The following is a 12,695-nucleotide window of genomic DNA, read 5'->3' as shown; positions in this document are numbered from 1 at the left end:
GCCCAGGTGGTGGATTGGCGGATGGAGTCGGAGAGGTAGCTGACGAGGCGTCGGACGTTGAGGTACTTCCAGTCGCGGCTGCTGGAGCGGGTACGCGCACCCCAGACCAGCAGGCCACGATCGGGAAAGACCCGCAGACAGTTCACGCCCTTCTCATTGAGCTCGCCGTGGCGGGCCTCGGTCAGGAGCGTGGGCAGCGTCAGTACGCCGCGGAGGTTCTGGTTGGCGGGGGCTTTGAAGACGCCGCGTTCGGCGTCGGTGCGGGCCCAGACGCCGGCGATGTGCCCGGAGGGCGGGACGGTGCGGGGGGATCCGTCGACGCCGGGGACGTTAACCCACGGGTAGTAGAGCGTGGTGAACTCGGCGTCGGACGTTTCCTGCGGCGCCAGATTCGTGAGGAAGCCGGGAACGTCTCCGGGCGGCGTGCCGGGCGGCGGTTCCAGCAGGGCGAGCCGGTTGCGCATGGTCACGCAGTGGCCCACGACGTTGCTGATGACGGCCGGGACCGTGTCGGCCTCGGCTGTCTTGGACCAGAGGTCCGGGACGGCGACCATGGTCACTTCCGGGACGGTCTTCAGCCCGGCCAGACCGGTGCGCTTGTCGGGGAGGCCGTCGACTTCCGCGGCGAGTCCCTGGGCGGGGTCGAGCCGGAGTACGTAGCAGGACGTCCCGCCGTTGGCGAAGAATCCGTAGACCGCTTCGGCGAGGTGATAGGTCTTCGCTTTGTCGAAGTATCCCTTGATGACGGTCAGCTCGGCTTGGCGCACGCAGAGCGGCAGCAACTGGGCCCCGGTCGAGTCCCACTTCTCGTACAGCTCGGAGCAGGCTTCGGCGACGGTCTTCGCGGTGGCTTCGGCTTCCTCTTCGGCATCCGGATCGACCGGCTGACCGTGCCACTGGGCGGTACGGATCTCGACGAGCTTGTCGAACGCCTCGACGGGGATGGCCGGCCCCGGGGCCTCGGCGGTTGCCGCCGCCCGGAGACTCTCCTCAAGGGGCTGGAGCGTCCCCTCGATGTCGCCGATGGCCTTGCCCAGCCTCGTCAGCTCCTCCTCGACCGATTTCGCCGGGAGCGGCGAGCGGAAGTGGAAGAGGTCGACGAACTCGGGCCAGCTTCTGACGAGGGTCGGCGGGGAAGCCGTCTGATCACCGGGTCCCCGGACGGCGTACCCGAGGAAGGCGGGGGTGGACGTCCCCGCGCCGGTGATCGTCCTGACTCCACTGGGTAGTTCCTTGACGAACACTCCGGGCGCTAACGGTCCTGTAGACATGCGCTGTTTGCCCCTCTCATCGGGAAATGCGCGCCATCAGCGAACCATTGCCCACGCGTACGCGCACGCGAACGAGTGAAGCTAAGTCGGATGATGTACGGATGCCCCTCATCCACTTGATGATCCCGGCTACGCCGCGTCCCGTCCCGTCAGCGGCTCGTCACTCGGCCTTCACTCGAAGGGGCGGCCGACAGGACCGAACCGGTTGAAGGTTCACAGGTCATCCCCCGTACCCGGATGTTGCGGTCGCACACCGAGTAACCCCACGTCTGAGGCCGACGTTCGGCGTTCGGCGCTCTGGCCCGTCCTTTCGTGCGGCGTGTATGCAAGAGGCAGCCGGTCCCTCCTATGGCGAAGAGGTCCCACATGCCCGCGAAAGATCGTGGCGAGAACGCCGCAGCACGAGCCGCTCGACCTGCTCCGATCCCCGCGGCTCCCGCGGCTCCCGCGATCGGGCGGGGCACCCGGCCCGCCGACAGGATCCTGTCCCTCCAGCACACCGCAGGGAACGCGGCCGTCGCGCAGCTGCACCGGGTCATTCATCAAGAACCCAGCTACATCGCCAAGGCCGGTGACAGGACGTCGTTGACCAATCGCGGCGACATCGACACCGAGGAGCGTGGCGGAAAGCTGTACGTCCGCGTCTACCAGACGGTCTTCGCCCCCGTGACGGGCGGCAGGCACAAGGACGTGCAGCAGCGCGCCGACGGCTCCATCGACTTCATCAACCAGCAGGATTCCGCCTGGCTGAACATGGGGCGGCCCTGGCGGGCCATGCACTACATGCGCACCTACCAGGATCAGAAGAACCGCAAGGCATCGGGAGGAAACGCGCCCTCCGACCCGGCCGACACATCCATGGTGCGGACGTTCCTCATCCCGATCGAGACCTACCGTCAGGTGACCGAAAACGCGGTCAGCGAGCAGCAGATCGGGGCGACAGCCGACGCGCGCAATACGAATCAGAGCACCGACAAGGCGAAGGACACGGACCAGTACGAGGTCAGAGGCGGTTGGATGAAGGAGGTCACCCGCTCGGCCGTGCCGAACTCCCTCGTCACCTATGTTCCGGACGGCCTGGCAGTACAGCTGAAGAACCACCCGGGATACGGAGAGGTGCGCCCGGTCAGCGATCTTCTGGCGAAACTGAGCATGCCCGACTTCGAGGACTTCCCCGAATACCGGCCTGCAAGTAATCGTGCGGGCGGCCTGGTCCTGCCTCTGAACAAAAAAGGAAAGATGAGGGACGAACCGGAGCAGCTCCGGCACATCGAACGCCTGGAGAAGCTGGTCAACGACGCCTTCCTGGAGAGTGGCGAGACGCACCGGAAGGCCACCAAGGACGCCCGCGAGAAACTCAAGAGGCTCGCGGGCGTCGAACAGGTCAACGACCGTGACATCGACTGGGAAGCGCTGCATCAGCGGGTCCAGCGGGCGATGAACTACGCCGGTGTGCCCGCGGTACTGGCCGAGGTCTACAACAAGGCGAAGGACGAGGCTGCCCAAGGCGACGGGGGCGGCTTCAAAGTCAGAGACTTCACCGCTGCCTGAGCCCTCACGGTCCTGCGTGCGGTACGGCAGGTGGTACTGCCGCTACCCCCGCCCGCCGCCCACCTCGACCAGCCCCGTCTCGTACGCGGTGATCACCGCCTGGGCCCGGTCGCGGACGCCGAGTTTTCCGAAGACGTTCGTGATGTGGTTCTTCACGGTGGAGAGGCTGATGTCCATCGCCCCGGCGATCCCCGTGTTGTCGAGCCCCGTGGCCATCAGGCGCCACACCTCGACCTCGCGCGGGGTGAGCTCGGCCGTGTTCGCGACGGGCGGCTCCGGGCGGCGCGGGGCCCTGACGTACGTGGAGATCAGCCGGGTCAGCAGCCGGGGCGCGACCGCGGCTTCCCCGGTGTGGACCACGCGGACCGCCGTGACCAGCTCCTCCGGCGAGATGTCCTTGGGCAGGAAGCCGTAGGCGCCGGCGCGCAGCGCGGCCACCACGTACTCGTCCATGTCGAAGGTGCTCAGGGCCAGCACCCGGCACCCGGGCAGTTCCTGCGCGAGCCGCCCGGTCGCGGCGACCCCGTCCAGTACCGGCATCCGGATGTCCATCACGACGACGTCGGGCCGCAGCCGGTGCGCGAGCGCCACCGCCTCTGCGCCGTCCCCCGCCTCGCCCACCACTTCGAAGGCCGGGTCCGGCGCCAGGATCAGCGCCAGCCCGCGCCGGACCAGCGGCTGGTCGTCCGCGATCAGCACCTTGACCGTCCGCCGGCCCGACCCCTCACTCACCGCGTCCCCCAAGACATCGTTCACCGCCGCGCTCATCGCAGCACCACCCCCTCGCCGGCTTTCAACGCCGGCTGTTCGTCCGTCTTCAGCGGCAGCCGGGCCGACACCCGGAACCCGCCCTCCTCCAGTGGGCCGGCCTCCAGCGTTCCGCCGTGCAGCACGACCCGCTCCCGCATCCCGACCAGGCCGTAACCGGACCCCGTACCGGCCCCGGCCCCCCACCCGAAGCCCGCGTCGGCGCCCGAGCCCGAGCCTGAGCCCGCGTCCGCCCCCACGCCGTCGTCCGACACCTCCACGGTCACGCCACCCGGCCCGTATGTCAGATGTACGGACGCCTGCGCCTTGCCCGCGTACTTGCGCGCGTTCGTCAGTGCCTCCTGCACGATCCGGAACACGGTGAGGCTCACGCTCGGCGGCAGCGGGTGCTCCTCGCCCTGCACGGCGAGCGCGGTGGGCAACCCGGCCCGGCGCGACTCGGCGACGAGCCGCTCCAGGTCCCCGACCCCGGGCTGCGGAGCGGTCGGCGCCTCCTCAGGTTCCTCCCCGGCCCGCAGCACGTCCAGCAGCTGCCGCATCTCGCGCAGCGCGATCCGCCCGGACGCCTCCATCGTGACCAGTGCCTCCTCGGCCGCCTCCGGGTCGTAGGCGAGGTTGGCCCGGGCGCCTCCGGCCATCAGCTGCATGGTGGTGATGTGGTGCGCCACGATGTCGTGCAACTCCCGTGCGATGCGGCGCCGTTCGTCGGCGACCGCACGGTCGGCGAGCATCCGGCGGTTGGCCTCGATGTCCCGCTGCCAGTGGTTCATCACGATCGCGGCGACGACCACCAGCACTCCGGAGGCCCCGTTGCCCACCACGTCCATGATCCTCGGCCGGGGCCACGACGCCAGCCCCACCAGTGGTATCGCCACGGCCGCGAGCGTCGCCGACGCGGCCACGGCCGCGCGCCGGGTCCGTACGACCGTGTAGAGCGCGACCACGACCGAAGCGTTGAAGTGCTGGGCGATCGGCACGCTCAGATTCAGTACCAGGCCGAGCAGGAGGACGGCTGCGAGCGTCAGCACCGGGGCGCGGCGCCGGGCCAGCAGCGGCAGCGCGGACACCACCATGAGTACGCACCCGGCCGCCGGGACGTACCCCAGATCGAGCTGGCTGGTGAGGGTGAAGCCGATCAGGTCCACGGCCGCGGCCCCGACCGCGACCAGTCCGTCGTTGCGCGTCCACGGCAGCGCGTCGCCGCTCGGCGCAGGCCGAAATCCCCCGGAGCCGGAAGCTCCTGAGCCCCTCGCATCAGGGTGCGTAGTCGACATGTGATCACGGTCCTTCCCCCCAGCCGCCCCCGCTGATCACTGCCGGTGCGGCACGGCTGCATCTGATGATCCATTCTGGCACCGGCCGGCGGCCCCGCCCCGGGCCCACGAGCCGATCCCCGACCAGGACCACGGTCCTGGTCCGCGGCTGTTCCCGGCCCCCGCTCCCAGGCCCTTTCTCGTCCTGCACTCGGACGATTCGCGCGTTCCGCGCTGATGGACTGGACACCGGCCGGGAGAACCCCGCGTCCCACCCCCACGCCACCCCATGCACCCTCGCACCGTCTGCCGGAGGACCACGTGATCCGCGCCCTGACCGGGCTCTCCACCCGTAACCCATGGAAGGTCATCGGCCTCTGGGCGGTGGTGGGCATCTTCCTGAGCGTGCTCAGCCAGGGGTTGATCTACCGCGTCACCCAGGCCCAGAGCGGCGACTTCCTGCCCGCGAAGTACGACTCGGCCGCCGCGCTCAAGGTCGCCGAGGAGCGGTTCGGCGTGAAGCCCGATGCCAACGCGGTGACCGTGCTCGTCGCCCGCGCCGACGGCAAGCCCCTCACCGGGCCCGACCACCGCCGCGTCGCCGCTCTCGCCGAACAGCTGGGCCACCGGCGCGTGGCGATGCCCGCGCCCAAGGAGGACGGACCGCCCTCCTTCCTGGCCGAGGACTACTCCCAGACTCCCAAGGTCAGCCCCGCCATGGTCGCGCCCGACCGCGGTTTCGAGCTGCTCTCCGTACAGCTGACCGGCAACTCCACCGACCCCGGCCTGCACGACCTCTACCGCGCCTTCCGCGACCGGGCCGAGGCCGACTTCGCCGAAGCCGGGATGCGTACGGGCTTCACCGGTGGTCTGGCCGACCTCGTCGACACCGCCGAAGCGGAGGAGACCACCCAGCAGGTCGTCGGCATGCTCATGGTCGGCCTGATCGTGCTGATCAACATCCTGGTGTTCCGCAGCGCGCTGGCCGCCTTCGTGCCCCTGCTGGCGGTCGCGATCGTCGGCGGTGCGGCGGCGGGAGCGGTCGTCGGCGTCGCCATGCTCGCCGGCATCAAGCTCGACCCCTCCACCCCGAGCATGATCAGCGTCGTGCTGATCGGCATAGGCGTCGACTACTTCCTCTTCCTCCTCTTCCGCTTCCGCGAAGAGCTGCGGGCCCACCCCGACCTGCCCCCGCGCGCCGTGTCGGCCGAAGTCAGTGCCCGCGTCGGCACCGCGATCACTTCCGCGGCCCTCACCATCGTGGCCGCCTTCGCCACCCTCGGCGTCGCGACCTTCGGACAGTTCCGCGTGCTCGGTCCCGCCATCGCCGTCTCGGTGCTGGTCATGCTGCTGGCCGCCCTGACCCTGATGCCCGCGCTGCTCGCGGTCACCGGACGCAAGATGTTCTGGCCCTCCCGCGCCCTCAAGCGCGAACCCCGCCCCGGCACGGCCGCGCGCGTCGGCGACCTGGTAGCCCGCCGCCCCTTCGCCCTCGCGCTGGCCTCGGTCGCCCTGCTGGGCGCGCTGGCGGCCGGACTGACCGGCATCCGGATGGACTTCGGCCAGGCCTCCGGAACCCACGACACCCCGGCAGCCGCCACCTCCGCCGAGATCTCCCGCGCGCTGCCCGCCGGAGTGTCCGATCCGGTCACCGTCTACGTCACGGCCAAGAACGGACGCGCCCTCACCGCCGAAGGACTCGACGCCCTGCCCAAGGCCCTCGCCGAGGTCAAGGGCGTCGGCCAGGTCGGCAGAACCACCCTCAACAGCGACAGCACCGCCGCCCGCATCGACCTCTACCTCACCGTCGACACCCAGTCCCAGCAGGCCCGCGACCTCGTCTCGGGGCCCGTCCGCGCCACCGTGGCCGCCCGCACCCCCGCCGGTCTGGAAGCCCATGTCGGCGGCACGGCCGCGATCTTCGCGGACATCTCCACCGCCGTCGACCACGACCTGAAGATCGTGTTCCCGGTCGCCGCGGTGCTCATCGCCCTCATCCTGCTCGTCCTGCTGCGCAGCCTGCTCGCCCCGGCCGTCCTCATGGCCGCCGTCGGACTCGGCTTCGCCGCCACGCTCGGCGCCTCCGCACTCTTCTTCCAGCACCTCCTCGGCAAGCCGGGCGTCAACTTCGTCCTGCCGCTGGTGCTGTTCCTCTTCGTCGTCGCCCTCGGCACCGACTACAACATCCTGATCAGCGACCGCATCCGCGAGGAGATGGAACGCCCGGGCCCGGCCCGTGCCGCCGTCGCCCGCGCCGTACGCCACACCGCACCCGCCATCGCCACGGCGGGAATCGTGCTCGCCGCCTCCTTCGGCAGCCTCGCCGTCAATGCGGCGCCCTCAACGCAGCAGATCGGTTTCGCGACGGCGCTCGGCATCATGCTCTCCGCGTTCGTCCTGTCCATCGTGCTGGTGCCCGCGCTCGCCGCGATCCTCGGCCGGGGCACGTGGTGGCCGTTCCGCCCGGGCCGCGACCGCGGCCGTCACCACGCCGGCCCCCGGGCTCCGCAGCCGCACCACGACCGCATCTCCGTCCCCTGACTTGCTGTCGAGTCGAATGGACGGATCAGCTGGACGGATCAGCTGTGTGTCTCGAAAGCGACGACAGCCGTGTCCTTGTCCTCGAACCGTACTTCCGCGGAGGCCTCGGGCATCCGGTTGTTCCGCGCGCACAGGGCATGCGGGTCGCCCTGGCAGGGGCGCGAGCCTTCGGGGAAGTTCTTGCCGAGCCAGCCGCTGACGTTCTCGCGCGGCATGCGGAAGGTTCCCCAGCCGTTGTAGTCCTGCCAGCCGCGGATCTCCTGGCAGCTCTCCCGGGTGGCGCCCGGCGGCAGCTCGACCTCACCGATGGACAGTGCCCGGCCGCAACCGACGGAGCGGGTGGGGAAGGGGTCGCCGTCGTCTTCGACGGCTATCGCGTAGGCGATACGACCGGCGAAGAACAGCGGCACGCCGAGGACCACGGCGAGAAGCGCCCACCAGCTTGCCCGGGCGTGCCGGCTTTCCTCGGTCATGCTTCTGCGCTCCTGTTCCGGTCTGTGACGAGTGACGAGTATCGGGTGACTTGTCGGGAGCGTACCTGAGGGGCGCCGTAAAACCCCAGGTCACATGGGGTCTGCCGAAGGGCGGCACATGATCTGAAAGAGCGTCGGCTAGATATGCTAGCTTTCTGCCTAGAAGCTCTAGGAAAGAGGTGTACGCATGGTGCGAGCAGGGCTGACCGTGGCCAGGCTGACGGAAGCGGCCGCGGTGATGGCGGACGAGACCGGCCTGGAGAAGGTCACCGTCTCCGCCCTCGCGCGGCACTTCGGCGTCAAGGACGCCAGCCTCTACTCGCACGTGAAGAACCTGCGGGAGCTGCGCGTGCGGATCGCCCTGCTGGGGTCCGCGGAGATGACCGAGCGCATCGCCGAGGCGGTGGCGGGCCGGGCCGGGAAGGACGCGCTCATCGCCTTCGCCGACGCCTACCGCTCCTACGCACTCGCGCACCCCGGCCGGTACGCGGCGACGCAGATGCAGCTCGCGCCGGAAGAGGTCGCGGACTCCGCCGGCTTCCGGCGCAGTGTCGAACTGACCTACGGCATGCTGCGCGGCTACGGCCTGGCCGAGCCGGACCTGACCGACGCCGGCCGGCTGCTGCGCAGCACCTTCCACGGCTACATCCACCTGGAGCTCAGCGGCGGCTTCGGCCACTCCCGCCCCGTGCAGGAGTCCTGGTCGCGCGCGCTCGAGGCCCTCCACGTGCTCCTGGAGCAGTGGCCTTCCAAAACGAACGGGGAGTAAGAGAAATGAACGACAAGCCCGGCCCCGGCCCCACCACCGGCACGCTCGCCGTACCCGGCGCGACCCTGTACTACGAGACGCGCGGCAGCGGTCCGCTCCTGCTGCTCATCCCCGGTGGCGCGGGAGACGCCGGGATGTTCGCGGGCATGAGCCCGGCGCTGGCCGCCGAGTACACCGTGGTGTCCTACGACCCGCGCGCCCTGTCCCGCAGCACCCTCGACGGTCCCCTCACCGACCAGCAGGTCCAGGTGTGGAGCGACGACGCGCTGCGCCTGCTCGACCACCTCTCGCCCGGCGAAGAGGCCAGTGTGATGGGCAGCAGCTCCGGCGCCATCGTCGCGCTCGACCTGCTGACCCGCCACCCCGGCCGGCTGCGCCGCGTGGTCGTGCACGAGCCGCCGCTCCTGGAGCTCCTCCAGGACCCCGCCCCGTACAGGGCGCTCTTCGCCGAGGTCCGCGACACCTTCCGGGAGAAGGGCCTCGGCCCCGCGATGGCCCGGTTCGGCGAAGGCATCGGGGAGCCCGTGACGGAGGAGGAGGCGGAGCGGGCGACCGAACTGCCGCCCGAGATCCAGGAGATGGCTCCCCGGATGCACGCCAACTTCCCGGTCTTCCTGGAGAACATGCTGTGCCCCTTCTCCTCGTCCGTCCCGGACCTGGAGGCGCTGCGTCCCGCGGCGCACAAGCTGGTCCCGGCGGTGGGGCGGCAGTCGCGCACCCAGGAGCCCTTCCACGGGCCCGTCGCCCGGCTCGCAGAGCTCTCCGGCCGCACACTGGTGGAGTTCCCCGGCGGACACCTCGGCGCCGTGGAGCGCCCGAAGGAGTTCGGCGAGCTACTGCTCAGGGTGCTCGCCTGAGCCCTGCTTCCCCGAGCCTTGGAGGAACCACCGGCACGCCACGTCGGCGACTTCCTCCAGCGTTCCCGGCTCCTCGAACAGGTGGGTGGCCGTGGGTACGACGTGGACCTCGTGCGGCGCCCGCAGCTGCGTGGCGGCCGTGCGGTTCATCTGCAGCACGTCGTAGTCCCGGCCGCCCACGATCAGCAGTACCGGCGCCCGGACACGGCCGAGCGCATCGTCGGCGAGGTCGGGGCGCCCGCCGCGCGAGACGACCGACCGGACGCGCTCCGGTCGCTGTGCGGCCGCTGTGAGCGCTGCCGCCGCACCCGTACTGGCCCCGAACAGATGTACCGCGAGGCCGGCGGTTCGCGGGTCCCGGCCCAGCCAGTCGATCGCCGCGGCCAGGCGCACGCTCAGCAGGGCGATGTCGAAGCGGTGCTGAGCCGTGACCGCGTCCACCTGCTCCTCCTGTTCGCTCAGGAGGTCCATCAGCAACGTGGCCAGGCCGGCCTGCTGCAGCGTCGCGGCGACCGCCCGGTTGCGCGGGCTCATCCGCGAGCTGCCGCTGCCGTGGGCGAACAGCACCACCGCCCCGGCGGCATCGGGCACGGCGAGGTCACCGACGAGCTCCGGCCCGTCGGTGGGAATCAGAACCTCCTCGGAGATCACCGCCACCCTCCTCCATTCGCCCGTACCGCTGGGGCCGCCTTCTCTTGGACCACCATCCCCCGGCGTGACGTCCGGCCCGGCTCGCCACGCCGGAAGGGGAAGCCGACCGGGGAAGCCGACCGGGGCAGAGGCTGCCGCGGAGCCCTCAGGCGTACTGGTCGAAGAGCGCCTGAAGGTAATCCTCCAGGCGCTGCGTCAGTACGGCCGGCGTCAGATCGCTCCGGCCGAGCTCCCGCCAGGGCACGGCGACCTTCTCCGCGTCCGGTGCGAAGGCCAGGGCGTCCAGGAGACGCCAGTAGAGGTGCGCGGCCGGATCGTCGCTGAGTGCGCCTCCGGCAGCGGCGTAGTGAACCGCCACTTGCATGCCGGCCTGCACGCCGTGCAGCAGGGCCGTCGCCGTGGAGCAGTGGGCCACGTCCAGGTCGGCCGGTCCCCAGGACGTCTCCACCCAGTCCACGACGCCGCTGATCGCCAGGTCGGGGCCGTGCCCGGTGAAGAGCACGTTGCCCGGGTGGAAGTCGCGGTGCAGGAAACACGGCCGGTAGGCGGGGGCCGGGCGGCGGATGACGTCCACGGCACGCCGCCACAGCTCGGGACGCTCGGTGCCCTCGGGGATCCGCACCCGCTCGGGGCCGGTCCACGCTTCGTACGTGCGCGGCCGGTCCGCCTCCGCAACGGACACGCCGTGAACGGCCACCAACTGCCGGGCGAGGAGAGCCGACTTCCGCTCCACGTCCTGCTCGTCCAGCCGCACGCTCCCCGGAAGAAGCGACATCACCAGCGACGGATGGTCGCAGTGCTCCGCCGCCGCATCGACAGCCTGCAGACGAGCCGTAGGCACGAGCCCGGCGCCGCTGAGCAACCGGAGGATGTCCGCTTCCCGCGTGAGCAGCCCCCGGGCGTGCTTCACGTAGAAGGGCTTGGTGAAGGATCGCAGGACGAGCGAGTAGGGCTCTCGCGTTCCCTCCGGCCGCCGTGTTGCACCGACGTCGAGCCGGCGCATCTCCGACGTCCACCCGCCGCGCAATGCCGTGACGGCTCGTATCCGGTCCCCGGGAGGCAGGCTCTGCTCCACCCACCGCCGGGTGCGGGACCAGCCTCGGTCATCGATGACGGCGCGGACGGCCGCCTCGCCTTCGCCCTTGAACATTTCGCCCTTGACCATGGGGCCCAGCCTAATGATCACGGTGACGGGTCGGTGGAAGCGGACCCGGGCAACCCGCCTTCCGCTTCTGTCCGTTGTTCTGTCCGTTATGGAGAAGTAGAAGTTCTTTCTAGAAAAGCACTCCAATGTCAGCAGTGATTCGTCCACACTGGCCGAGACCGGCCGTCTCCGATCCCGGGTGCGGCGGCTCATCATCGGCTCAGGAGTCGCGGTGTCAGCAGAAGTCACTGTCAGCCTCAGCCCGAGAGAGGCGTCCTCGGGTGTCATCCGTCCCGTCGACCTGCCGTGGGGGACGGTCAGAGTGCGCATCCCCCCGGTCCCGGGCGGCGGTCTGATCAGGATAGGCACGCCGCGGGGCGACGTGCTGATACGCGTGGTGGTGACGGCCAGGCCCGGCCGCCTGGCGCCGAAGCTGGTCGGACTCGCGGCTGTGGCGGCCGTGGTCGCGGGCATCGTGGTCCTGAGCGACCGCAACGACCGCTCCTCGTCCGCCGATGCCCCGCTACCCGCGCCCAGCTCCTACGATTCCTCCGGACCTTCCAGACTCGGCGGGCCGGTGGGGGAGACGCCTTCGGGATCCCCGACTCCCCACGGCGCAGGCGTCGCGACGCCCCGCCGCTCCCTACCGCCCCTCGAACCTCCCGCTCCCGCCCGCCCCCACGAGTTGGGCACCTGCCTCGACGGCGAGTCGGTGCCCCCGTCGGCGGGCACGGTGACCGTCGATCCGTTCCGGGTGGTCAGCTGCTCGTCCGCGAAGGCCCACTACCGGGTGATCGAGACCTTTCACGGGACGACGGACCGCAGCAAGTGCAAGAGCGTCGCGGAGAGCCAGTACGCGTACTCGAGCTGGAGCAGCAGGGGCGGGCGCACCCTGTGGGAGGTCGTCTACTGCCTGGTGGGACTCGGCTCGTACGCGAGGTGACACGGCGGCCGCCGCCCGGCAGCTATCTGGCCTTCAACCATTTCACGACGGTCATGGCCAACGTGCGCGCCGCGTCGACCGAGATGCAGCAGCACGTCGACGTGCCGTTCGTGAAGGCCTGGCAGCTGCTGGCCCCGCTGGAGCACACGAAGGTCCGCCCTTCGTCTCCCAGTGCAGCCTCCGCGCCGAGGGTGTCGCTGCAGCCCGGCGTCTCGGCTGTCCACAGGGCGCGGGTGCGCTGGACTGCCTGCGGGGCCTGAGCGTCGCCAGGCTCGTCATACCCGAGCCGACCACGGTCTTCAACAGACCGGCGTACGGCAACGCGCTCCTGCCCACGGATCCGGTGAGTGCCCTGGAGACCGGCCGTTTCCACCGGGTGCCGGTGATCCAGGGCTCCAACCGCGACGAGATGCGCATGTTCCTCGGCCTGTTCCTCGGCCGGTATCCCCTGCACGACGCCCGGGACTAACGCGC

The 12,695-nt window shown here is 70.5% G+C and carries 13 protein-coding genes; 7 read left to right on the top strand and 6 right to left on the bottom strand.

Going from position 1 to position 12,695, the window contains the following annotated elements; all coding sequences use genetic code 11:
* Positions 1-1,271: phage tail sheath family protein (locus tag IE241_RS10940; RefSeq protein WP_190021485.1), on the bottom strand; the 1,271-nt coding region annotated here is incomplete at its 3' end.
* Positions 1,272-1,637: 366 nt separating this feature from the next.
* Here IE241_RS10940 and IE241_RS10935 point away from each other — a divergent pair.
* Positions 1,638-2,822 carry a hypothetical protein gene (locus IE241_RS10935; RefSeq protein WP_190021484.1) on the top strand — a complete coding sequence of 395 codons (1,185 nt, stop codon included), beginning with the start codon at positions 1,638-1,640 and terminating at the stop codon, positions 2,820-2,822.
* 42 nt (positions 2,823-2,864) lie between these two features.
* Here the strand turns inward: IE241_RS10935 and IE241_RS10930 are convergent, their stop codons facing one another.
* A complete protein-coding gene (locus IE241_RS10930; RefSeq protein ID WP_229899083.1) occupies positions 2,865-3,578 on the bottom strand; it encodes a response regulator in 714 nt (237 codons plus the stop codon).
* A gap of 8 nt (positions 3,579-3,586) precedes the next feature.
* Positions 3,587-4,864 carry a sensor histidine kinase gene (locus tag IE241_RS10925; protein ID WP_190021482.1) on the bottom strand — a complete coding sequence of 426 codons (1,278 nt, stop codon included), beginning with the start codon at positions 4,862-4,864 and terminating at the stop codon, positions 3,587-3,589.
* Positions 4,865-5,164: 300 nt separating this feature from the next.
* Between IE241_RS10925 and IE241_RS10920 the strand changes: the two genes are divergently transcribed.
* On the top strand, positions 5,165-7,384 hold the full coding sequence (locus IE241_RS10920; protein ID WP_190021481.1) for an MMPL family transporter: 2,220 nt from the start codon (positions 5,165-5,167) through the stop codon (positions 7,382-7,384).
* Positions 7,385-7,422: 38 nt separating this feature from the next.
* On the opposite strand, the gene IE241_RS10915 is transcribed toward IE241_RS10920, so the two are convergent.
* On the bottom strand, positions 7,423-7,857 hold the full coding sequence (locus tag IE241_RS10915) for a hypothetical protein (protein ID WP_190021480.1): 435 nt from the start codon (positions 7,855-7,857) through the stop codon (positions 7,423-7,425).
* Positions 7,858-8,044: 187 nt separating this feature from the next.
* On the opposite strand from IE241_RS10915, the gene IE241_RS10910 reads away from it, so the two are divergent.
* Positions 8,045-8,626 (top strand): TetR/AcrR family transcriptional regulator, encoded by a 582-nt coding sequence (locus IE241_RS10910; RefSeq protein ID WP_190021479.1) that lies wholly within the window; start codon positions 8,045-8,047, stop codon positions 8,624-8,626.
* A gap of 5 nt (positions 8,627-8,631) precedes the next feature.
* Entirely contained in the window at positions 8,632-9,483 is an 852-nt protein-coding gene (locus IE241_RS10905; protein WP_190021478.1) for an alpha/beta fold hydrolase, read from the top strand.
* Here IE241_RS10905 and IE241_RS10900 read toward each other — a convergent pair.
* Both IE241_RS10900 and IE241_RS10895 read right to left on the bottom strand, forming a co-directional pair.
* Positions 9,460-10,134 carry a dienelactone hydrolase family protein gene (locus IE241_RS10900; RefSeq protein ID WP_190021477.1) on the bottom strand — a complete coding sequence of 225 codons (675 nt, stop codon included), beginning with the start codon at positions 10,132-10,134 and terminating at the stop codon, positions 9,460-9,462. The genes IE241_RS10905 and IE241_RS10900 overlap by 24 nt on opposite strands.
* A 145-nt stretch (positions 10,135-10,279) precedes the next feature.
* Positions 10,280-11,284: a phosphotransferase family protein gene (locus tag IE241_RS10895; RefSeq protein ID WP_190021522.1), complete on the bottom strand. Its 1,005-nt coding sequence runs from the start codon at positions 11,282-11,284 to the stop codon at positions 10,280-10,282.
* Positions 11,285-11,510: 226 nt separating this feature from the next.
* On the opposite strand from IE241_RS10895, the gene IE241_RS10890 reads away from it, so the two are divergent.
* The 3 genes from IE241_RS10890 (at position 11,511) to IE241_RS34615 (ending at position 12,690) form a co-directional block, all read left to right on the top strand.
* Complete coding sequence (locus tag IE241_RS10890; RefSeq protein ID WP_190021476.1) at positions 11,511-12,221, top strand: LppU/SCO3897 family protein; 711 nt, start codon at positions 11,511-11,513, stop codon at positions 12,219-12,221.
* Positions 12,218-12,481 (top strand): hypothetical protein, encoded by a 264-nt coding sequence (locus tag IE241_RS10885; protein ID WP_190021475.1) that lies wholly within the window; start codon positions 12,218-12,220, stop codon positions 12,479-12,481. The genes IE241_RS10890 and IE241_RS10885 overlap by 4 nt, the downstream gene beginning before the upstream one ends.
* 83 nt (positions 12,482-12,564) lie before the next feature.
* Positions 12,565-12,690, top strand: a complete 126-nt coding sequence (locus IE241_RS34615) for a hypothetical protein (RefSeq protein WP_268254371.1) — start codon at positions 12,565-12,567, stop codon at positions 12,688-12,690.
* The last annotated feature ends 5 nt before the right edge of the window (positions 12,691-12,695 follow it).

Source organism: Streptomyces hiroshimensis (assembly GCF_014650335.1).
GTDB classification, from domain to species: Bacteria; Actinomycetota; Actinomycetes; order Streptomycetales; family Streptomycetaceae; genus Streptomyces; species Streptomyces hiroshimensis.
Note: the sequence above shows the minus strand (reverse complement) of the source record. Positions and strands in the feature narration are given on the sequence as shown.

Coding starts and splice junctions, on each gene's coding strand:
- IE241_RS10895 (WP_190021522.1), bottom strand. CDS start 11,284: ATGTTCAAGGGCGAAGGCGAGGCGGCCGTCCGCGCCGTCATCGATGAC.
- IE241_RS10905 (WP_190021478.1), top strand. CDS start 8,632: ATGAACGACAAGCCCGGCCCCGGCCCCACCACCGGCACGCTCGCCGTA.
- IE241_RS10925 (WP_190021482.1), bottom strand. CDS start 4,864: ATGTCGACTACGCACCCTGATGCGAGGGGCTCAGGAGCTTCCGGCTCC.
- IE241_RS10910 (WP_190021479.1), top strand. CDS start 8,045: ATGGTGCGAGCAGGGCTGACCGTGGCCAGGCTGACGGAAGCGGCCGCG.
- IE241_RS10915 (WP_190021480.1), bottom strand. CDS start 7,857: ATGACCGAGGAAAGCCGGCACGCCCGGGCAAGCTGGTGGGCGCTTCTC.
- IE241_RS10935 (WP_190021484.1), top strand. CDS start 1,638: ATGCCCGCGAAAGATCGTGGCGAGAACGCCGCAGCACGAGCCGCTCGA.